The organism is Planctomyces sp. SH-PL62 (assembly GCF_001610895.1).
Taxonomy (GTDB): domain Bacteria; phylum Planctomycetota; class Planctomycetia; order Isosphaerales; family Isosphaeraceae; genus Paludisphaera.
In genome coordinates this window covers 4475786-4497303 of the sequence record NZ_CP011273.1, presented here as the reverse complement: position 1 = coordinate 4497303, position 21518 = coordinate 4475786, and the positions used below count along the sequence as shown (strand labels likewise).

The window sequence follows — 21518 nt, the reverse complement described above, 5'->3', positions numbered from 1 at the left end:
GAACTTCGGGCGATACGCTGGTCTCGGGCGTCGCGGGCGGCCGGGAGCATCACCGGCGGGCGGCGCGTCGAGGCGGGGCGAAGGGGGATCGGGTTTCCATGCGCGTGCTCATCACCGGAGGCGCCGGCTTCATCGGCTCGCATCTGGCCGACGCCTATCTGGATCGGGGCGACGAGGTCTTCGTCCTCGACGACCTGTCGACGGGAAGCATCGACAACATCCGCCACCTCCGCGCCCGGCCGAGGTTCCATTACACCATCGAGAGCGTCCACCACGCCGCCACCGTCGCGGAGCTGGTCGACCAATGCGACGTCGTCTTCCACCTGGCCGCGGCGGTCGGCGTCAAGCTCATCGTCGAGAGCCCCGTCCGAACCATCGAGACCAACGTCCACGGCGCGGAGGTCGTCCTGGCCGCCGCCAACAAGAAGAAGAAGAAAGTCCTGCTGGCCTCCACCTCCGAGGTCTACGGCCTGAGCGAGGACGTCCCGTTCCGCGAGGACGGCAACCTCGTCCTGGGCGCGACCAGCAAGGGGAGGTGGAGCTACGCCTGCTCCAAGGCGATCGACGAGTTCCTGGCCCTGGCCTACTGGCGGGAGCGCAAGCTCCCCACGGTCCTGGTGCGCCTGTTCAACACCGTCGGCCCCCGCCAGACCGGCCAGTACGGGATGGTCGTCCCCACGTTCGTCAAGCAGGCGTTGACCGGCCGGCCGATCACCATCCACGGCGACGGCGCGCAGTCGCGCTGCTTCACCGACGTCAGCGACGTCGTCTCGGCCCTCGTCGGCCTGATGGACCACCCCCAGGCCGTCGGCGAGGTCTTCAACGTCGGCTCGACCGAGGAGATCAGCATCCTCGCCCTGGCCGAACGGGTGCGGGCCCTCACCGACTCGGATTCCGAGATCGTCCGCATCCCTTATGAACAGGCCTACGGCGACGGCTTCGAGGACATGCCCCGGCGCGTCCCGGACATCTCGAAGATCCACGCCCTCATCGGCTACCAGCCCCGCAAGTCGCTCGACCAGATCCTCCAGGGGGTCATCGACTACTTCCGCGACGCCCCGACCGCCACGACCCGGCCCGAGCCGATCGCGGAGTAACGACGCGGAGGGTCGAAGCGATCTCGCCGAGGTCGAGGCGACGAATCGCGGGCGGGCGCATCTCGGCGCTTGCGTCGGGAGGCGGCTTGACTTACAACCGACTCGGCCCGCCGTGCGAGAGGCGGGGCGGTTGGAGCAGTCACGGCCCCGGCGGGGTCCGCCCGGGTCCCTTCGATACGAATGAGGGTTGGATGAGCGATCAGAACGTGGCCGCGCGCACGCGCGCGGCCCTCGACGCGGGCGAGGGAATCCTCCGGCTGGCCCCGACCTGGGTGCCCCGTTCCTTCCTGATGCCGGGGGCGCGGCTGAAGCTGTCGCGCGAGGACCTCTACGCGCTGGGCACCCACCGCGGCGGCATCGACGAGCGCTGGTTCGCCTCGACCACGGCCGCCGCCAACGAGGGCGCCCCCCCCGACGAGGGCCTGAGCTACGTAGTCCACGACGGCGGCAAGTTCACCCTCCGCGACGCCGTCGGCGCCCACGGCGACGAGATGATCGGCTCGGCGATCAACGGCAAGTACAAGCGCTGGCCCGTCTACAGCAAGTTCTTCGACAACCTCGGGCCGATCCCCCACCACATGCACCAGAGCCAGGAGCAGGCCGAACTGATCGGCCTGGAAGGGAAGCCCGAGAGCTACTACTTCCCCCCCCAGCTCAACTGGACCGGCAACAACTTCCCGTACACGTTCTTCGGCCTGGAGCCGGGGACCAAGAAGGAAGACGTCCGCCGCTGCCTGGAAAACTGGAACAAGGGCGACAACGGCATCCTGGACCTCTCCAAGGCCTACCGGCTCAAGCCCGGCACCGGCTGGCTCGTCCCCCCCGACGTGCTCCACGCCCCCGGCTCGCTGGTGACCTATGAGCCCCAGTGGGGCTCCGACGTCTTCGGTATGTACCAGTCGCTCGTCGAGGGCCGCCGCGTCCCCTGGGACTTGCTCGTCAAGGACGTCCCCAAGGAGCACCACCAGGACCTCGACTACCTCGTCGAGCAGCTCGACTGGGAGCAGAACGTCGACCCCGAGTTCAAGGCCAACCACTACCTCGAACCGATCGTCCGGTCCGGCTCGGAGCAGGACGGCTACTTCGACAAGTGGATCGTCTACGGCACGGTCGCCGGCAAGCAGGTCTTCAGCGCCTGCGAGCTGACCGTCCTGCCGGGCCGCTCGGCCACCATCAAGGACCCCGGCGCCTACGGCCTGATCGTGGTGCAGGGGAGCGGGACGATCGGCAATCTCGCCGTCGACAGCCCGAACTTCATCCGGTTCGGCGAGATCACCCAGGACGAGGTCTTCGTCACCCACAAGCGGGCCGGCGAGGGCGTGACCTTCAAGAACACCGGCAGCGAGCCGCTCGTCAGCCTCCGGTATTTCGGCCCCGACGCGCATTCCACGCTGCCGAAGGTGGGCGACCACCTCAAGGTCGGCTAAACTCGCGGGCCGGGGATCCCCTCCCGGATCCGACCTCGGGCCGACCGCCATGCTGCGGCGGCGCCGGGGTTCCGGGACGCCCCGGGCCCTTCGCAATGCTCCCGGACCGGACCCCGCTCGCCGTCGTGATCGTCCTCGCGCCCGGGGGCCTCGTCTCGGCCCTCGTGGTCTTCAGCCCCTCGCGGGCGGCCGCCGGCGGCGACGTCGAACGGTCGATCGCGCGGGTCGAAACGCAAGCTCGATCCGACATGACGAGCACGTCCCGGAATCCCAGGTCGAACTCGTCCGGCTCGGCCGGAACCTTGGAGCCGCCAAGGAGTATCGCCGACTCGCCGCGGTCCGTCGGGAGGCCGGCGACCCGGCTTCCCGGTCGACCGAACTGAAGATCCCGTCCGAGGTCTAGCTCTGATCCCACATCCGCCCCGCAACCGTCCCGAGGGCCTCCCCGCGATGGAACACCCAGGTTGGAGCGACCCGGACGACTTCGACGATCCGATCGGCGAAGGCGTCGAGTTCGAGGCCGAGCTGTCGCCCGGGGAGACGCTCCTCTGGACCGAGCGGCCCTCCCTGCCGCCGATGCGTCGGGTCCGGGTCGTCCCCTTGATGTTCGTGACCGTGCTGACCGCCCTTTCGGGGGTCTCGCTGGCCGCGATGCTCGGCGTGTTCCAGGCGAACGTGGTCACGCCCGCGAGCGTCCTCATCGGTTTCGGCCTGGCCCCGGCTCTGATCGGCGGCCTGATCGCGCTGGACGTGCTCCGGCGGGCCGGGGGGTGGCTGGCCCGGCGCTGGACGCTCGCCAGGACGGTCTACGCCCTGACCGACCAGCGCGTCATCATCGGCCGATACGACCGCCGCGACGGCGGGCTCGCCAGCTTCTCGCTGATCCCCGGGATGATCGCCGATACGTCGCGGTTCGAATACGCCGACGGCACCGGCGATCTCTACTTCGAAGGCCTCGAAACTCTCACGACGGGCGCGATCGGATTCTTCGGAATCCGTCGCGTCCGCAAGGTCGACCGGCTCCTCCACGAGACCCTGATCGACCCGTACCTCCGATGGTGACGGTGACGGCGTCGCGCCCCACCGGCTCCTCCCCCGACCGGACCCGAATTTCCCAGACGAATCGACGCGCGAGGTGCTCCCCATGACCGCCAGCCATACGCACGAGTTCCCCAAGCTCCACAACGCCGCCTGGCCCGGCGTGGTCGGCAAGGGGGGCGAAGGGGACGATCCCTGCATCGACCTCGACGTCATGCTCGACCTGACCGCCGCCGCCGAGGTCGACGGGGTCAAGTTCGACGGCTTCGACCTGTTCCTGTTCGCCCCCCACGTCGACATCGACTCGACCGAGGACCAGATCAAGGTCCTGGCCGACAAGGCTTCGAGCCGCGGCCTGGCGATCGGATCCGTGGTCGCCCCGGTCTGGCCCCCCACCGGCGGCGGCTCGGCGATGGACGAGGGCGAAGGGCGGAAGAAGTTCCTGGAACAGGTCCGCAAGGGCTGCCGGATCGCCAGCAAGCTCCGCGAGCTGGGCGTCCGCCCCCACGGCGTCGTCCGGTTCGACTCGGCCTGCAGCCCCGAGGCCTGGTCGGCCGACCCGGAAGGGAGCCAGAAGAAGATCGCCGAGACCTTCAAGCAGGCCGCCGCCATCGCCAAGGACCACGGCGAGAAGCTCGCCGCCGAGGGGGAGATCTGCTGGGGGGGCATGCACTCCTGGCGGAAGATGGTCGACCTGCTCGAACGGGTCGGCGAGCCCGACCTCGTCGGGTTCCAGGCCGACATGGCTCACACCCTCCTCTACACCCTGGGCGAGAACGCCCCCGAGGACCGGATCCTCCCGGCGGGCTATGACTGGAAGGATAAGGCGGTCCTCGACGACGCTCTCCGCACGTTGACCGACGCCCTGCGCCCCTGGACGATCGATTTCCACGTCGCCCAGAACGACGCGACCGTCTTCGGCTCGGGCTCGCACGACCACACCGGCCGCCACTGCCTGGCGACCGACCCGAACGGGAAGCTCGACATCCCCCACCACGCCGGCTTCTGGCTCCGCGACGAGACCGGCCGGCCGACCCGCAAGTTCCGCCACATCTGCTGGGACGGCTGCATGTTCCCCAACGCCGTCATGATGAAGCCCCAGACCTGGAACGACGTCCTCGCCGCGATGATCCAGGTCCGCGACGCCCACGGCTGGAGCGAGTGACGGCCGACTCGCCGCGTCTCGCCGCTCCCGCACACGCCCCCGCACAAGTACACAGGTGGATTCCTCCATGTCCGAGAAGAAGAATCTGAACATCGGCCTCGTCGGCTACGGCTTCATGGGCCGGACCCATTCCAACGCCTACAAGCGGGTCAACGACTTCTTCGACCTCAAGTATCGCCCCGTCCTGAAGGCGGTCTGCGGACGCGACAAGGCCGCGGCCCAGGCCTTCGCCGACAACTGGGGGTACGAATCGGTCGAGACCGACTGGCGGAAGCTCGTCGAGCGCAAGGATATCGACGCGATCGACATCTGCACCCCCAACAACACCCACGCCGAGATCGCCATCGCCGCCGCCGAGGCCGGCAAGATGATCCTCTGCGAGAAGCCGCTGGCGATGGACCTGGTCCAGGGCCAGGCGATGGTCGACGCGGTCGAGAAGGCCGGAGTCGTCAACACCGTCTGGTACAACTACCGTCGCGTCCCGGCCGTCTCCCTGGCCAAGAAGCTGATCGAGGAGGGGCGGCTGGGCCGGATCTTCCACTACCGCGCCCAGTTCCTCCAGGACTGGACCATCTCCACCGATCTCCCCCAGGGGGGGGCGGGGCTCTGGCGGCTCGACGCCGCCGCGGCCGGCTCGGGCGTCACCGGCGACCTCCTCGCCCACTGCATCGACACGGCGCTCTGGCTCAACGGCCACATCGAATCGGTCTCGGCCATGACCGAGACGTTCATCAAGGAGCGCAAGCACAACCTCACGGGCAAGGTCGAGCCCGTCGGCATCGACGACGCTTGCGCCTTCATGTGCCGGTTCGACAACGGCTCGCTCGGCCTCTTCGAGTCCACCCGCTACGCGCGGGGGCACAAGGCCCTCTACACCTTCGAGATCAACGGCGAGAAGGCCTCGATCCGCTGGGACCTCCACGACCTGCACCGGCTCGAGTACTTCGACCACGGCGACGACTCGGTGGTCCGCGGCTGGCGCTCGATCCACGTCACCGACGGCGACCAGCCCTACATGAAGCACTGGTGGGTGCCGGGCCTCCAGATCGGCTATGAGCACACCTTCGTGCACCAGGTCGCCGACTTCCTGGAGAACCTGGCCGCCGGCAAGTCGACCCCGCCGACCTTCCGCGACGCCCTCGCCACCCAGGCCGTCTGCGACGCCGTCCTGGACTCGGCCGAGCACAAGAAGTGGGAGACGGTCGTCCCCGTCTGACGCCCCGACCGGCCCGACCCGCCGCCGGCCTTCGCGCCGGCGGCTCCCCCTTCCCTCGCCTCCAGCCCGAGGACCGTCCCCATGAAGACCGGCATGAACCTCCTGCTCTGGACCGACCACGTCACCGAGGCCCAGGACCGCGTCCTGGAGTCGATCAAGGAGATCGGCTTCGACGCCGTGGAGGTCCCGATCTTCAACACCGAGGACCTGGCCGCCTACGAGCGCCTGGGCGGGCGGCTGAAGTCGCTGGGCCTGTCGGCCACGGCCGTCACGGTGATGGGGTCGACCGACATCAACCCCATCTCCGCCGACGCGAAGTCGCGCGACGCGGCCGTCGCCTACCTCGACCGCGTGCTGGAGTGCGGCCAGCACTTCGGCTGCGAGATCCTCTGCGGCCCGATCCACTCCACGATCGGCCACTTCTCCGGGACCGGCCCCACGGAGGAGGAGTTCAAACGCGGCGTCGACACCATGCAGAAGGTCGCCGAGAAGGCCCAGGCCCGCGGCATCCGGATCGCCGTCGAGTACCTGAACCGCTTCGAGAACTACTTCCTGACCACCGGCAAACAGGCCGAGGCGCTCGTCCGGGCCGTTGACCACCCGTCGTTCCGCATGATGTACGACAGCTTCCACGCCCACATCGAGGAGAAGGACCAGGCCGCCGCGATCCGGTCGGCCGCGGAGGAGACGATCCACGTCCACGTCTCCGAGAACGACCGCGGCACGCCCGGCACCGGCCAGGTCGCCTGGGGCTCGTTCTTCGAGGGGCTGGAGCAGTCGAACTACGACGGCTACCTCACCATCGAGGCCTTCGGCCAGGCGCTGCCGGCCCTCGCCGCCGCGACCCGCGTCTGGCGCCCGCTTTTCTCAGACGCCGAGGGCCTCTGCCGCGAGGGCCTGGCCTTCATCAAGAAGAGCATCGCTTGACGTTCCCCTGACGACCCGGCCGATCGAGTCCGACCCCCATGCCCGCCGTCACACCCTCGGAAACCTACGCCACCCTCTCGGCGATGATCACCCCCGCGCTGTTCATGACGGCGACGGGGTCGTTGATCATCTCGACCTCGAACCGCATGTCGCGGATCGTCGACCGGATCCGTCAGCTCAACCTGGAGGGGGACGAGCTGGGCCGGGGCGCCAGGGCGGTCGATTTCGTGGACGATCGGCTGGAGCACGTCGCGGTCCAGCTCGACCGGATGGTCGTGCGGAGCGACCTGATCCGGAAGACCCTCACGCTGCTCTACCTGGCGATGGCGCTGTACGTCGGCACGAGCCTGTCCCTGGCGGTGAACGCCCTGCTGGGAGGGTGGCTCCTGGTCGTCCCCACGACCCTCGCGATCCTGGGCGTGGGGTTGATGCTGGCGGGCTGCGTCCAGCTCATCCGCGAGGCGAACGTCGCGCTTCGGAACAACCGGCTGGAGATCCTGTTCTACCAGAAGCTCCGATACCAGCGCGCGAGCGGGGCGGCGCCGGCGACCGAAGTCGCCACGCCGCCCCCGTTGCGTCGATGAGGATCGACCGGCTCAGACGCCGACCTTCTTGCCGCTCCGCTCGGAGCGCTTGCGGCCCTCCTCGCTGAGGAACTTCTTCCGGAGCCGGATCTTGGAGGGAGTAACCTCCACCAGCTCGTCGGCCTCGATGTACTCCAGCGCGATCTCCAGGGAGATGTCGCGGGGGGGCTTGAGCAGGATGTTCTTGTCCGAGCCCGAGGCCCGCATGTTGGTCAGCTTCTTCTCCTTGCAGGGGTTGACCACCATGTCGTCGGCGCGGGCGTTCTCGGCGATGATCATGCCTTCATAGGTGTCGTCGCCGGGGGCGACGAACATGATCCCGCGCTGCTGGAGGTTGTCCAGGGCGAAGCCGACGACCTGGCCGCGCACCATGCTGATCATCACGCCGTTCGCCCGCGAGGGGATGTCCCCCTTGAACGGGCGGTAGTCGTGATAATTGTGGTGCATGATCGCCTCGCCCTGGGTCCCCGAGATGAGGCGGTTGCGGAGGCCGATCAGGCCTCGGGCCGGGATGAGGAACTCCAGGTGGGCGTAGGCCCCCTTGACGTCCATCTTGCTCATCTCGCCGCGACGCGAGCCCACCAGTTCCATGACGGGGCCGATGTGGCCGTGGGGCACGTCGACGACCAGGAACTCGTACGGCTCGTGGTCCACGCCGTCGATCTTCTTGATGATGACCTCGGGCTTGCCGACGGACAGCTCGAAGCCCTCCCGGCGCATCGTCTCGATCAGGACCGAGAGGTGCAGCAGCCCGCGGCCGGAGACCTTGAAGGCGTCGAGGTCCTCGGCCTGCTCGACCCGCAACGCCACGTTCGATTCCAGCTCGCGATCGAGGCGGTCCTTGATGTGGCGGCTCGTCAGGAACTTCCCCTCGCCGGCCAGCGGCGAGTCGTTCACCGTGAACAGCATGCTCAGGGTCGGCTCGCCGACCTCGATCCGGGGCAGGGCCTCGGTGACGTCCAGCGAGGCGATCGTGTCGCCGATGTCGACCGAACCCAGGCCGACGATCGCCACGATGTCGCCCGCCGAGGCCTCCTCGACCTCGACCCGCCCCAGCTTGTCGAACAGGAGCACGCCGGTGATCGTCCCGGGCGTGATCACGTCGCCGCGCTTGAACAGGTTGGCCCGCTGGCCCCGCTTGACCGACCCGGTCATGATCCGGCCGATGGCGATCCGGCCGACGTACTCCGAGAAGTCGAGCGTGGTGCAGACCATCGAGAACGGCTTCTCGAGGTCGACCTGGGGGCCGGGCACCTTCTCGAGGATCAGGTCGAACAGCGGCCGCATGTCGCCGACGTGGACCTTCGGGTCGTGCGAGGCGAATCCCGATCGGCCCGAGGCGAAGATGTACGAGAAGTCCGACTGCTCGTCGGTGGCGCCCAGCTCGACGAAGGTGTCGAAGATCTCGTTGAGGACCTCCTCCGGGCGGGCGTCGGGCCGGTCGACCTTGTTGATGACGACGATGGGCCGGATGTTGCACTCGAACGCCTTGCGGAGCACGAACTTCGTCTGGGGCATCGGCCCTTCGAAGGCGTCGACCAGCACGAGGGCGCTGTCGGCCATCTGGAGCGTGCGCTCGACCTCGCCGCCGAAGTCGGCGTGTCCCGGCGTGTCGATCAGGTTGATTTTGACGTCGCCGTAGTTGATGGCGATGTTCTTCGCGAGGATGGTGATCCCGCGTTCCCGTTCAATGTCGTTCGAGTCCAGAATCCGCTCGCCCGACAGCTGCGAGGCGCGATACTGCCCGGACTGCCGGAGCATCGAGTCCACGAGGGTCGTCTTGCCATGGTCGACGTGCGCGATGATCGCGACATTCCGGATGTCTTCCCGTCTCTTCATCGTGTTCCTAGCTCGCGTCCCACGTATCGAGGCGTCAAAGCGGTCGACCCAAATCAGCCGACGGCCGGATGCCGCCCCTGGGCGGTACGGACGACGATCGCCGCCGCTCCACCGACTTGACCAATTCGAACCCATCCCCGCGTCCCGTCCATCGTACGAAATTCACCCCGATTTGATCCAGAAGGAAAATGCAACCGGTTCATACGTTTAGATGTCCGCCGGCCGGGGGCGGGCCGCCGACGGACGTCGCACCGCCGTCCGCTCCCCCGCCGAATCTGTTAAACTCTCCCCCTGCAACCTTTGAAATCAACGCGGCCGGGGCCGAGCCGGAGGGGCCTCTCGCCGGTCGGCGGTCGGAATTTCGGACTCCTGGATGGTGATTGGGAAGGCGGTTTGATGGAAAATCTGGAAGTCGACCAGCTGTTCGCGATGCTGGTGATCATGCTTGCGACGGCGAAGCTTGGCGGGGCGCTGGCCCAGAAAATCGGGCAGCCGGCGGTGCTGGGGGAGTTGATCGGCGGGATCGTGGTGGGCGGCTCGGTCATGGGGATCGTCGATCCTCACATCGAGACGATCCACATGCTCTCCGAGCTGGGGGTGGCGATTTTGCTCCTGGCGATCGGGCTGGAGACGGATTTGGGCTCGATGATGAAGGTCGGCGGCACGGCGGTGGCGGTGGCCGTCGTGGGCGTGGTCGTGCCGTTCGGGCTGGGCTACGTGGGCTGCCGGATGATGGGGCTCGACGACATCGTCGCGATCATGGCCGGTGCGACGCTGACGGCGACCAGCGTCGGCATCACCGCGCGGGTCCTGTCGGACCTGGGGAAGCTCAAGTCGCCTGAAGGCCAGGTGATCCTGGGGGCGGCGGTGATCGACGACATACTCGGCCTGGTGATCCTGACGGTCGTCGGCGGCCTGGTCGACGGCGGCGAGGTGACGGGATGGAACGTGGCGTCGGCCACCTTCAAGGCCTTCGGGTTCCTGGCCGCGACCCTCCTGGTGGGCAAGCTGCTCCTTCCCGGATTGATCCGCCTCGGCGGTCGGCTCAGACTCCCCGGGACGTCGACGATCTATGCCCTGATCCTGGCCCTGGGGCTGGCCTGGCTGGCCGAGCAATCCGGTTCCGCGCTGATCATCGGAGCTTTCGCGGCGGGCGTCCTGCTCGCGGGGACCGCCAAGGCCGAGGAGATCGAGCACGGCGTCACCACGCTCGGGCATTTCTTCGTCCCGCTCTTCTTCGTGACGGTCGGCGCCTCGGTCGATCTCTCGGCCCTCGACCCCCGCACCCCGGAGGCCCGCACGGCGCTGGGGGTGGGGGCGATGCTGATCGTGACGGGGGTCGTCGGCAAGCTGGCTGCGGGGTACGCCCCCTTCTGGTTCCGGGGGGACAAGCGGGTGATCGGCGTGGGGATGGTCCCTCGCGGCGAGGTCGGGCTGATCTTCGCCCGGATGGGCCTGGACAAGGGGGTCTTCACCGGCGGCCTGTTCGGCGGCGTCACGCTGATGGTCATCGTCACGACCTTCCTCGCGCCGCCGCTCTTGAAGATCCTCGTATCGAACAAGGGCGAGAGCCCGCTCAAGGAGGAAGACGACGGGATCAGCGACCTCGTGAGCACGGCCTGAACCCGCCCGAGCGGGAGGATTTCACCCCTCTCGACTCCGAGACCGGCGAGCCTGACGCATTGTCCTCCTGGGGTGCGCGCACCGATCCGAGACCGTCGCGGATCGGCGCGCATCACCCAGGAGGCCGATTGCCGCGGGGCTCGCACGAAAATGACCGAACGAACCCAATCGTCGAACCCGATTCCTTGGCGCAAGACGCGTCTGCAAAACCGTTTGCGGCGAATGGCTTCGCTCCCCGGCCCAGAGGATCGAAGCCAATCCTCGCCGGCGCCGCCGGGAGCGACCGCAGTGCCTCGGCGGGCTTCGAAAACCGCCGAACGAACCCAATTTCAGGCCCACTGTCCCTGGTCGCAATCGTTGGCTCCCATGAGCTTTGCGACCGATGGCTTCGTTTTCGGAACGGGGAGAACGAAGCCGATTCGCGGGTCAGAGGAGGGGGGCGAACAGGCGGAGGACGTTCTCGGCGATCTCGCGGGTCCCTCCCCGCTTCGGCTCGTAGTAGGTGCAGCCGGCGGCGAGCTGTTCGATCCAGCGGGCGACCTCGGCGACGCGGTCGAGGGCGAAGACGTAGAGGGCGACCTCGTAATTGAGGAAGAGGCTCCGGTTGTCCATGTTCGGGGAGCCGATGATCGTGAGGCGGTCGTCGAACAGGACCGCCTTGGCGTGGAGCATGGTCGGGCGGTAGAGGAGGATCTCGGTCCCCGCCTCGTACAACTCGCGAATGTAGCCCTCGCGGGCCAGGTCGGCGATGGGATGGTTGGACTTCCAGGGGACGATCAGGCGGACGTCGACGCCGCGACGGACCGCCAACACGAGCGCCCGGACGAGCATGTCGTCGGGGACGAAGTACGGGGTGACGATCCAAATCCGCTTGCGGGCGAAGAAGATCAGCGACAGGAGCGACTCGAAAAGCGGGTCTCCGTCGACGTCCGGGCCGCTGGCGACCACCTGGACCGTCGTGCCGCCCGAGCTCGGCTGCACCGGGGGGCGCAGGGCCTCAGGGTTCCCCATCGCGGCGCGACGGCGGCCTGCCGGGACGTTCTCCCCGGTGGCGAACTTCCAGTCCGACCGGAAGAGCCACTCCAGGTCCTCGACCGCCGGCCCCTCGACGACGATCGACAGGTCCCGCCAGCGCTGGTGGTCGGGGAGCGGGCCCATGTAGGCGGACGTCAGGTTCATCCCACCCGCCAGGGCCCAGCGGCCGTCGGCCACCGCGAGCTTGCGATGGTTCCGCAGGTTCGCACGCCCTCGGAACGGCAGGTGGAGCATGGGCATGAAATACGCGACGCGGCCTCCCGCCCGGGTCAGCGGGGCCAGGCGCTTGCGACGCAGCCACCACGACCCGACGTCGTCCAGCAGCAGACGCACCAGGACCCCTCGCTCCGCCTTGCGGGCCAGGGCCGAGATTAACGCCCGGCCGACCTCGTCGTCCCCCAGGATGAACGTGGTGATGTAGATCGTCGAGCGGGCCTCGTCGATCAGCTCCATCAACCGGGCGTAGGATTCCTCACCGGTCTCCATGATGGCCACGTGGTTGCCCGCCCTGGCCTCCGGCACCCCATATGATCGCAGGAGTCGCTCGGTGTCGGAGTCGATCGACGGCGAGGAGCGTTGGGCGGTCCCGACGTAGACCGGAGCCTTCCGCGCGGCCATCCGAATCATCTTCCGGCCCCCGAACAGGATGTACAGGGGCACGCCGACGTACGGCGCCAGGACGATCACCAGCAGCCAGGCCAGCGTACTGGCCGGGGAGCGCTTCTGGCGGAGCAGGTAGGCCACGAAGACGATCGCGAGCCCGAAGCCGAGCAGGGTCGTCAGCTCGGCCACGATCCAGTAATACGCCTTGGTCAGGACGTCATGCACCGTCGGGCGGACTCCTCGCGACGCGGCGGGCCCGCAGTCGGCCCGGCTCGACAACCACTCGAACAAGAAGCTAACACATTCCCGGCGGCCGGACACGTGAGCCCTCGACCCGTCGTCGTCGATCCATCCGACGCCTGCCGCTTGCCCCGGCGTCTCGGCTCCGTTATGAACCGAGACCTGACCCCGAATACTCGCGCCCGGAGGAGATTCCCTTGCCCCACCCCCTGTCGATCCGGCTCGTCCCCTGCGCCTGGCTCGCGACCCTGCTGACGGCGACGGCCGTCCTGGCGCAAGAGCCCGCGCCGATGCGCACGACCCCCGAGATGCTCGCCGCCCCCAAATCCAGGCCCGCCGAGGGATTCCAGGCCGACGGCCTCTCCGCCGTCTTCTATGAGGCCATGCCCTGGAAAGGGAAGCGTACCGAGGCCTTCGCCTGGATCGGCCTTCCCTCCCTGAAGCCGGGGGAAAAAGCCCCGGGGATCGTCCTGGTCCACGGCGGCGGCGGGACGGCGTTCGAAGCCTGGGTGCGGCTCTGGACGGGGCGGGGCTATGCGGCCATCGCCATGGACACCTGCGGGACGGTCCCGCGCGGCGCCTACGGCAAATGGGAGCGCCACGAGAACGGCGGCCCTCCGGGCAACGATTTCGCCGACGCCCTCTCGGCTCCCGAGGACCAGTGGCCTTACCACGCCGTCGCCGACGTCGTCCTCGCCCACTCGCTGCTGCGGTCCTTGCCCGAGGTCGACCCCGACCGCATCGGCCTGACCGGGATCTCCTGGGGAGGCTACCTGACCTGCATCACGTCCGGGCTCGATCCCCGCTTCAAGTTCGCCGCGCCGGTCTACGGCTGCGGCTTCCTGGGCGAGAATTCGGTCTGGAAGCCGGAGATCGACAAGCTCGGTCCGACCGGTGAGCGATGGCTGGCCCTCTGGGACCCCTCGCACTACCTCCCCCTGGGACGTTCGCCCAAGCTCTGGGTCACGGGCACCAACGACTTCGCCTATCCGCTGGACTCGGTCCGCAAGTCCTACCTCGCCGCCGGAGGCGATTCGACGCTGAGCATCCGCCTCCGCATGCCGCACGGCCACGGCGGGGCTGGCGAGAACCCGGAGGAGATCCGCGTCTTCGCCGACTCGCTGCTGAAAGGGGAGCCGGGACTTCTCCAACTCAGCCCGATCCGGCGCGACGGCGACTCGGTCAGGGCGACCTATGACGGCGCGTCCCACGCCGTCCGGGCCGAACTGCTGTTCACGAAGGAGGACGGCAAGTGGCACGAACGGCTCTGGGAATCGACCGAGGCCCAGGTCGACCCGGCATCGAAATCGGTGTCGGCCCGAATCCCCGACTCCGCCCGCGTCTTCTTCCTGAACCTCTACGATGACCGAGGCTCCGTCGTCAGCACCCCGCACGTCGACCTTGCGGAGCCTCGCGACCGGGGCGATTGATCCACCGGAAGCTTGGAGACGATGACTGCGCGGCTGGCCGTTCACCGACTCGATCGAAAGGAGAGATCTCGGCGCCTCGTTTGCATTGCCATCCCGGCACGAGACGCGACTCCTCGATACGTCGCCTCCCCCCTCGTCACAGGTGGAGCACGAGAGCGTCGCGATCCATCAACCTGCCAGGAGATTCTCATGGCTGAATCTTATTCGGACAAGGCGAAAGACGCCGCCCAGAACGCCGTCGACAAGGCCAAGGAGGCCGGACAGGCGGCTGCCGACAAGGCGCAGGAACTCGGCCGGGACGCGAAGGATAAGGCCAAGGAGGTCGGCGACGCCGTCAGCGAGAAGGCCGGCGAGGTCAAGGACTGGGCGAAGGACAAGGCCCACCAGGCCGGCGAGAAGATCGAGGAAGCCGGCGAATCCATCCAGCGCAACACGTGACGCCGCCCACGCCGCCTTGCCGATGCTCTGTAAACGAGGGCCGGGACCGCCCGGCCCTCGTTTTTTCTCTAGTCCGTTATTCCTTCGCAGGAGCCCCTAGGTCGCGCAGCTTGCTCCGAGACGGCGGCTGAGCTAGCCTCGATTGGTCCTCTTCGTGGTTCACGATGAGTAGCCGACCGAGGGAGATTTCAGACGATGTCGCAGCGGGTCTTCGCGCTTTTGCTCGTGCTTGCGTGGCTTCCATCGCCGGCCGGCGCGCAGTCGGTGCCGGGCGAAGCAGGCTGGCTCCTTCCCATGCCCGAGGTCGACGCCGATCCCGCGATCCCGACCCTCTCGCAGGTCGTGGGGCATTCCTGGGGCGCGGACGTCTCCAGCGCGTCGGAGATCGAACGCTATCTGTCCGCCCTGGCCGCAGCCGCTCCCGATCGATCCCGCCTGGTCCCTTACGGCCGGACCATCGAGAAGCGGGGGCTCGCCTACCTCGTGATCACGTCGCCGGCGAACCTCGCCCGGCTCGACGAGATCCGCGAGACGAACCTGCGGCTGGCCGACCCCCGGAAGATCTCGCGCGACGAGGCGCGTCCGCTGATCGAGTCGCTGCCGGCCATCCTCTGGATGGCCTACGGCGTCCACGGCGACGAGATCTCCTCGGGAGACGCCGCTATCCTGACGGCGTATCACCTGCTGGCCGATCGCCGCGAGGAGACGCGCCGGCTGCTCGATCGGGTGATCGTGATCATCGACCCCATGCAAAATCCGGACGGCCGCGACCGGTTCGTGAACTTCCATCGCGAGGGGAGGGGGGTGGAGCCCGACGCCGAACCGCTCGCCGCCGAGCGTGTCCAGCGCTGGGCGACCGGCCGCCACAACCATTACCTGTTCGACATGAATCGGGATTGGTTCCTCCAGACGCAGTCGGAGAGCCGCGACAAGGTCGCCGCGTACCTCCGCTGGCAGCCCCACGTCCTCATCGACGCCCATGAGATGGGGTCCGAAAACGAGTATTATTTCGACCCCCCGGCCGATCCGGTCCTCGACCTCATCACGCCCCGCCAGCGCGCGTGGTTCGAGCGGTTCGGCAAACGGCAGGCGGGACGGTTCGACGCGCTCGGATTCCTCTATACGAGCCGCGAGCAATACGACGGCTTCTATCCCGGTTACGGAACCACCTGGCCCACGCTCCACGGAGCGATCGGGATCCTCTGGGAACAGGCCGGGACGCGCGGGCTGGTCGTCGACCGCGAGGATGAGAAGAAGCTCTACTACCACGACGGCGTCCGCCGCCATTACGTCAGCGGGATCGCAACCGTCGAGACGGCCGCCGCCGGAGCCCGTGAGATCGTCGGCGATTTCTACGATTATCGGGCCTCCGCCGTCGCTCTGGGGCGTGAGGGGCCGGTGCGCGATTACCTCCTCCTTCCCGGCTCGACGCCCACCCGCGCCGCCGGGCTCGCCGACCTGCTGCTCAGGAACGGCGTGGAGGTGCGCAAGCTCACCGCCGCGGTGACCGTCCAGGCCCGGAAGAACGCCGAGGGCTCAGTCAAGGAGTGGACGGCGCCGGCGGGTAGCTATCATGTGACGATCGCCCAGCCGGCGGGGCGTCTCGCTCGGTCGCTGCTCGACCCTCGTTTCGACATGGGGGAAGCCTTCCGCAAGCGACAACTCGACCGGAAGCGCCGGCGTCTCGACGACGAGATCTACGACCTGACCGCCTGGTCGCTGCCATTGACCCACGGCGTCGTCTCGCTGGCCGTTGAGGGCCCCTCCGAGCTTTCCAGCGAGCCGATCGAGAAGGCTCAGCCGAACGGCGGCGTCGCCGGACCGGACAAAGCCCGGGTCGGCTATCTGATCCACGCCGAGGACGACGCCGCCATGCTCGCCCTCGCCGAGTTGATCCGCGCCGGGTTTCGGGTTCAGGTCCTCGATGAAGCGATCCGCCTGGGAGGCGTCGGCTTCGCCAAGGGGACGCTCTTGGTCAGGACGACCGAGAACCCCGAGAGCCTCCATGATCGAATCCGCGAGCTGGCCTCGCGACTCGGCCTCTCCGTGGTCGCGACCGACACGGGCCTCGTCGACGGCGGGACCGGACTGGGCGGGTTCCAGATCACATGGGTCAAGCCGCCGAAGGTCGCGATGCTCGTCGACCGCCCGGCCTCACCCTTCGTCGGCCACTCGTGGTACCTGTTCGATCAGGTCTGGCGCTACCCGGCCACCCGTGTTCCGGGGGGGGCGATCGCGGACCTCGACCTCACGAAATACAACGTCCTCGTCCTCCCCGACGGCCGATACCCCGGCCCGCTCCCCGACGTCTTCGCCGAGAGGCTCAAGAACTGGGTGCGATCCGGCGGCACCTTGATTCTGGTGAAGGGCGCGGCCGCCTGGGGGACGGAAAAGTCGGTCGGCCTGCTGGCCTCGAAGGTCGTGAAGAAGCCGATCAAGGCGGCCGCCGAACCCGACTCCAGCGCGAAGCCGGACGGCGACAAGCCGGGAGTCTCAGACGAGCCCCGGACCAATCCCGACGAGGAATCCCCCGATCCCGTTCCGGGCGCCTTCCTGCGAGCCGAGGTCTATGACGACCATTTCGTGACGTTCGGTTCGCCGTCCGAGGTCTTCCCGCTCGTCAACACCGATCTCGTCCTGACCCCCTTGAAACCCGTCGCCGGCCGCAACCTGGTGAACCTCGCCGACCGTGATACGCTGGTCAGCGGCTTCTGCTGGCCTCAGACTCTGGAGCTGATGGCCGGCAAGCCGCTCGTCGCCTATCAGGCCCTGGGGAAAGGCCACGTCGTCGCCTTCGCGGACGATCCCAACTACCGCGCCATGGCCCCGACGACCCAGCGCTTCTTCCTCAACGCCGTCTTCTTCGGCCCCGGACATTGACGAGGCGACCTGAGATCGGGCCGGTCGATCGTGACGGGTCGACCGTTCGCGATCCGCCTCGACCGCCGGATCCGGCCATGATCGGCCGCTCGCCCTCCGACTCATGGACATGGAGCGCACGGTCGCTTACAAGGGAATCAGGCTCGTCCGAGCCGGCTCGAAAATCGGCTCCTTTCGCCGTGGCCCTGCGCCGATTCGGGAGGCAGGCCGGCGGCGCGGACGTCCTTCGGCGTCACGACCCCATCAAGACGTGAGAACATCGCCCCAGCCCGCGCTCCACCTCGACAAGGAGATGATTCATGCGATCACTGACCACCGCCGCGATCCTCTGCGTGATTCTGCTCGGTTATCAGGCGGCCCGATCGCAGCAGGGCGGTGCCCCTGGCCACCATGATTCCGCGGCGCAGGTCGCGGCCTCCACGTACGAGCACCTCGCCACGGCGATCATCGAAGTCAAGGCCGCCGAGGACGATCTGGTCAAGAGCATCCTGATCGGCTACCACAGCGCGGCGCAGGGCCACTTGAAGGCCGCGGCCGGCGACGCCGCGAATCGCGTCCGCCACCTGGAAGCGGCTGCGACCGAAATCACGAACATCGGAAACGAGGGCGACAAGCGGATCCAGGCGGTTCGTCAGCGACTCGCCAAGGCGGGCCATACTCACAACACCGACATGGAAACCAAGGCCGATTACATGTTCGTCACGAACAAGGAGAAGAAAGGCCTTCTGGACCTGGCCTCCAGGATCGGGCGGGCCGGCGCCGATGCGAAGGCCGCCGACGTCGACGCCCTGGGCGTCGAACTCGCCCGCCAGTTCGAGGCCGCGATCGCCCCCGAATGAGCAGGCCTCAAGGCCGCCAGGACGATGACCCGATGATGCTCCCCCTCCGAACGCTCCTGGCGGCCGCACTCCCGATCCTGCTCTCCGCGTGCGGCGAACCGACGGCGAAGGCCCCCGACGACCCGACGCCGCCCGTCAATCGGAACATCCCGGCCCCGCCGCCCGTCGGGCCGGCCGTCCCCCGCTTCGTCGAGGTGGCCGCGAGCGCGGGGCTGACGACGGTCCTCTACGGCGGCGGGCCCGACAAGGACCACATTTTGGAATCCGTGGGCAGCGGCTGCGGGTTCGTCGATTACGACGGCGACGGCCGGCTCGACGTCTATCTGGTCAACGCCTGGGCGCTCGATGAAGAACCCTCGCGGGTCCGCCTCAAGGGCCGCAACGCTCTCTATCGGAATCGGGGCGACGGCAAGTTCGAGGACGTTACCGACAAGGCCCACGTCGCCGACGAGAGCTGGGGTTGCGGCGTCTCCGCGGCCGACTACGACGATGACGGCCACGTCGATCTCTACGTCACCAACTTCGGCCCCAACCGGCTCTATCGGAACCGCGGCGACGGCACGTTCGAGCAGGTCGCCGAACGCGCGGGGGTCGCCGACCCGGGCTGGGGCGCGGGGTCTTCGTTCTTCGACGCAGACGGCGACGGCGACCTTGACCTGTACGTCGCCAACTATATCGACACGACGATGGACGAGGTCCTCGCCGCCCGCCGGACGACCGTCTGGCGGGAGAAGGTCAAGGTGCTCTCCGGCCCGTTCGGCCTTCGCGGCGGGAGGGATCGCTTCTACCGCAACAACGGCGACGGCACGTTCAGCGACGCCACCGACGAGGTTGGGATGACCGATACCGCCGAGGCGTACGGGCTCGGGGTCCTGACCTCCGATCTCGACGATGACGGCGACGTGGACGTCTTCGTGACCAACGACTCCAACCCGAATTTCCTCTATCGCAACAACGGCGACGGCACGTTCACCGAGGTGGGCACCTGGAGCGGCGCGGGGGTGAACGGCCACGGCGCGGCGCAGGCCGACATGGGGGTCGACGCTGCGGATTACGACGGCGACGGCCGACCGGACATCCTCGTCACCACCTTCGCCCAGGATGCCGCCACGATCTATCACAACGACGGCGATCTCGCCTTCCAGGACGTCGCCGCCCTGACAGGACTGAAGGCGATCACCTATCAGGCCCTGAAATGGGGCTGCGCGTACTTCGATTACGACCACGACGCGGACGTGGACGTCGTCATCGTGAACGGTCACATCTACCCGCAGGTCGATCAGGCCCCCGAGTTGAACGAGTCGTATCGCCAACTCCCCTTTCTGATCCGCAACGACCTGGGCAAGCTCACCGACGTCTCGCGCGAAGCCGGTCCCGGCTTCCAGGTCGCCGCTTCGGCGCGGGGGCTCGCGGTGGGCGATTACGACGACGACGGAGATCTGGACCTCCTGATCACGGCCATGGACTCCCCTCCGTTGCTCCTTCGCAACGACACGCCCCGCTCGGGAAACTGGTTGAAGCTCCGCCTCCTGAACGCTCACGGCAGCCCCGCCATTGGCGCCCGCGCGACCATCACGGCCGGGGGGAAGGTCCAGCATCGCGAGCTTCGGAGCGGCTCCTCGCACCAGTCCCAGAACGCCCTGGAGTTGCACCTCGGCGTGGGCGAGGCCGCCACCGTGGATCGCGTCGAGATCGACTGGCCGGGGCGAGGGCGCTCGTCGCTGGAGCAGGTCGAGTCGAACCAGACCGTCACGATCCGACATCCCTGACAGGACGAAGGCGTCGAACAAAAAAAATGCCGGGGTGGAACCAGAGGCCCACCGCCGGCATTACTTGTATAGACGACGCAAAACGGACGTCCCGTCGACGCCCGGCCCCCGCGCGCTTTCGATTCAGGAATCGGGAAGAACCTTGCAGCTCGGCCGTCGACTGATCCTGCTCTACCTCCTGGGCCTGTACACGGCGACCTCGCTGTGCGGGCCCGGACACCACGCGTTCGACGACCTCGTCGAACGGGTCGTGGCGGGCGGCGACGTCGACTCGACGGCCGACGAGTGTGCTGACGAGGCGCTGGGATCCGACCAGGATTGCCCGGCCTGCCACTTCTTCTCGATCGCCGCCGCTCCGGTGGAGCCCGCCCCGGACGCCTTCCACCTCCTCGCCCGGCCCGCTGCCGTTCGCGCCGAGGTGATCCGCCCGTCCGCTTCCCACCTCGTCTCCTCGATCCCTCGCGCCCCGCCTCGCGCATCGGCCTGAAGCCGTCCGAACTTCCTCACGCCCCCGCTCACCGCGGCCGCGCCAGCCGTGCGCGGGCGCAGTTCGGGGAGAGTCGTGGAAGGACCTGGGCGGAATCGTCGAAACCCCGCCGTCAGGCGAGGGAGCGACTGCTCGTGCGCGTCTCGAGATCGAGGGTTCCAGAGGAAGGGGATCGGTTGAATGGCCGCGTCATCGGGCCTGTGCATTGCGTTCGATCGGCGTTACGCCGACGTCTCGCCGTCATCCGTCGAGCGGGGGGGACAGCCGTCGGTCCCTCGCCGTCGCGAGCCGACGCGTCGTACCGGGGGAGTCGCCGCAGTGGCCGCACGAGATCGACGCTCGACGGGGCGACGCCACGGTGAGGACGATTTCGCCATCCTCGTGCGGCCCTACCTCGGGGAACTGGTTCGCGTGGCGCGTCGGCGACTGGGATGCGACCACCTGGCGTGGGAGGCGGTCCAGGAGGCGCTTCTGGGCTTGTGGTCTCGCCCCGAAGCCCCGGCGAATCCCAGGGCCTGGCTGATCCGCGCCGTCCTGTTCCGCAGCCTCCACCTGAGACGAATGATCCGACGCCGCCACAAGCATGAGGACGCGGCCTGCGCGATCCGCCGCGAGTCGATCGACGATGCGGATCCGTCCCAGGCCGTCGTCGTCGCCGAACTGCGCTCCGAGGTCAGGCGGGCGATCGAGAAGCTCAACGCGAATCACCGAGACGTGCTGAGCCTGCATGTGATCGACGGCCTGGATTATGAGTCGATAGGCCTCCGCCTCGGCGTCCCGATCGGCACCGTCCGGTCGCGGCTCTTCCGGGCCCGAGAGGCCTTGAAGTCCCACCTCGGTGCGGAACTCCAGGAACGAATTTGAACGCACCTTCACCCTTT

17 protein-coding genes are annotated in these 21518 nt (G+C 68.0%); 15 read left to right on the top strand and 2 right to left on the bottom strand.

Annotation, left to right across the window (positions count from 1 at the left end; all coding sequences use genetic code 11):
- The first annotated feature begins 98 nt into the window (after window positions 1-98).
- From VT85_RS17420 to VT85_RS17385, 7 genes are all read left to right on the top strand, one after another.
- Window positions 99-1097 (top strand): GDP-mannose 4,6-dehydratase, encoded by a 999-nt coding sequence (locus VT85_RS17420; protein ID WP_068418096.1) that lies wholly within the window; start codon window positions 99-101, stop codon window positions 1095-1097.
- A gap of 191 nt (window positions 1098-1288) precedes the next feature.
- A complete protein-coding gene (locus VT85_RS17415; protein ID WP_068418092.1) occupies window positions 1289-2524 on the top strand; it encodes a hypothetical protein in 1236 nt (411 codons plus the stop codon).
- A 450-nt stretch (window positions 2525-2974) separates the two neighbouring features.
- Complete coding sequence (locus VT85_RS17405) at window positions 2975-3586, top strand: hypothetical protein (protein WP_068418086.1); 612 nt, start codon at window positions 2975-2977, stop codon at window positions 3584-3586.
- Between the two features lie 82 nt (window positions 3587-3668).
- A complete protein-coding gene (locus VT85_RS17400) occupies window positions 3669-4727 on the top strand; it encodes a sugar phosphate isomerase/epimerase family protein (protein WP_068418083.1) in 1059 nt (352 codons plus the stop codon).
- 67 nt (window positions 4728-4794) lie between these two features.
- Window positions 4795-5943, top strand: a complete 1149-nt coding sequence (locus VT85_RS17395) for a Gfo/Idh/MocA family protein (RefSeq protein WP_068418081.1) — start codon at window positions 4795-4797, stop codon at window positions 5941-5943.
- Between the two features lie 81 nt (window positions 5944-6024).
- Entirely contained in the window at window positions 6025-6870 is an 846-nt protein-coding gene (locus VT85_RS17390) for a sugar phosphate isomerase/epimerase family protein (RefSeq protein WP_068418078.1), read from the top strand.
- A gap of 38 nt (window positions 6871-6908) precedes the next feature.
- Entirely contained in the window at window positions 6909-7454 is a 546-nt protein-coding gene (locus tag VT85_RS17385; RefSeq protein WP_068418075.1) for a DUF2721 domain-containing protein, read from the top strand.
- Between the two features lie 12 nt (window positions 7455-7466).
- On the opposite strand, the gene typA is transcribed toward VT85_RS17385, so the two are convergent.
- Window positions 7467-9293 (bottom strand): translational GTPase TypA, encoded by a 1827-nt coding sequence (gene typA / locus VT85_RS17380; protein ID WP_068418073.1) that lies wholly within the window; start codon window positions 9291-9293, stop codon window positions 7467-7469.
- A 396-nt stretch (window positions 9294-9689) separates the two neighbouring features.
- On the opposite strand from typA, the gene VT85_RS17375 reads away from it, so the two are divergent.
- Complete coding sequence (locus VT85_RS17375; RefSeq protein WP_068418070.1) at window positions 9690-10916, top strand: cation:proton antiporter; 1227 nt, start codon at window positions 9690-9692, stop codon at window positions 10914-10916.
- Between the two features lie 426 nt (window positions 10917-11342).
- On the opposite strand, the gene cls is transcribed toward VT85_RS17375, so the two are convergent.
- A complete protein-coding gene (gene cls / locus VT85_RS17370; protein WP_068418067.1) occupies window positions 11343-12779 on the bottom strand; it encodes a cardiolipin synthase in 1437 nt (478 codons plus the stop codon).
- A 212-nt stretch (window positions 12780-12991) separates the two neighbouring features.
- Here cls and VT85_RS17365 point away from each other — a divergent pair, with 212 nt between their 5' ends.
- From VT85_RS17365 to VT85_RS17335, 7 genes are all read left to right on the top strand, one after another.
- Complete coding sequence (locus VT85_RS17365; protein ID WP_068418064.1) at window positions 12992-14224, top strand: alpha/beta hydrolase family protein; 1233 nt, start codon at window positions 12992-12994, stop codon at window positions 14222-14224.
- A 189-nt stretch (window positions 14225-14413) separates the two neighbouring features.
- Complete coding sequence (locus VT85_RS17360) at window positions 14414-14662, top strand: hypothetical protein (RefSeq protein ID WP_068418061.1); 249 nt, start codon at window positions 14414-14416, stop codon at window positions 14660-14662.
- Between the two features lie 195 nt (window positions 14663-14857).
- Window positions 14858-17542 (top strand): M14 family metallopeptidase, encoded by a 2685-nt coding sequence (locus VT85_RS17355; protein WP_068418055.1) that lies wholly within the window; start codon window positions 14858-14860, stop codon window positions 17540-17542.
- Window positions 17543-17841: 299 nt separating this feature from the next.
- Window positions 17842-18381, top strand: a complete 540-nt coding sequence (locus tag VT85_RS17350) for a hypothetical protein (protein WP_068418052.1) — start codon at window positions 17842-17844, stop codon at window positions 18379-18381.
- A gap of 32 nt (window positions 18382-18413) precedes the next feature.
- Window positions 18414-20150, top strand: a complete 1737-nt coding sequence (locus tag VT85_RS17345; protein WP_068418049.1) for a CRTAC1 family protein — start codon at window positions 18414-18416, stop codon at window positions 20148-20150.
- A 142-nt stretch (window positions 20151-20292) separates the two neighbouring features.
- Window positions 20293-20637: a hypothetical protein gene (locus VT85_RS17340; RefSeq protein ID WP_068418046.1), complete on the top strand. Its 345-nt coding sequence runs from the start codon at window positions 20293-20295 to the stop codon at window positions 20635-20637.
- Window positions 20638-20817: 180 nt separating this feature from the next.
- Window positions 20818-21501: an RNA polymerase sigma factor gene (locus VT85_RS17335; RefSeq protein ID WP_082858687.1), complete on the top strand. Its 684-nt coding sequence runs from the start codon at window positions 20818-20820 to the stop codon at window positions 21499-21501.
- Window positions 21502-21518: the final 17 nt, after the last annotated feature.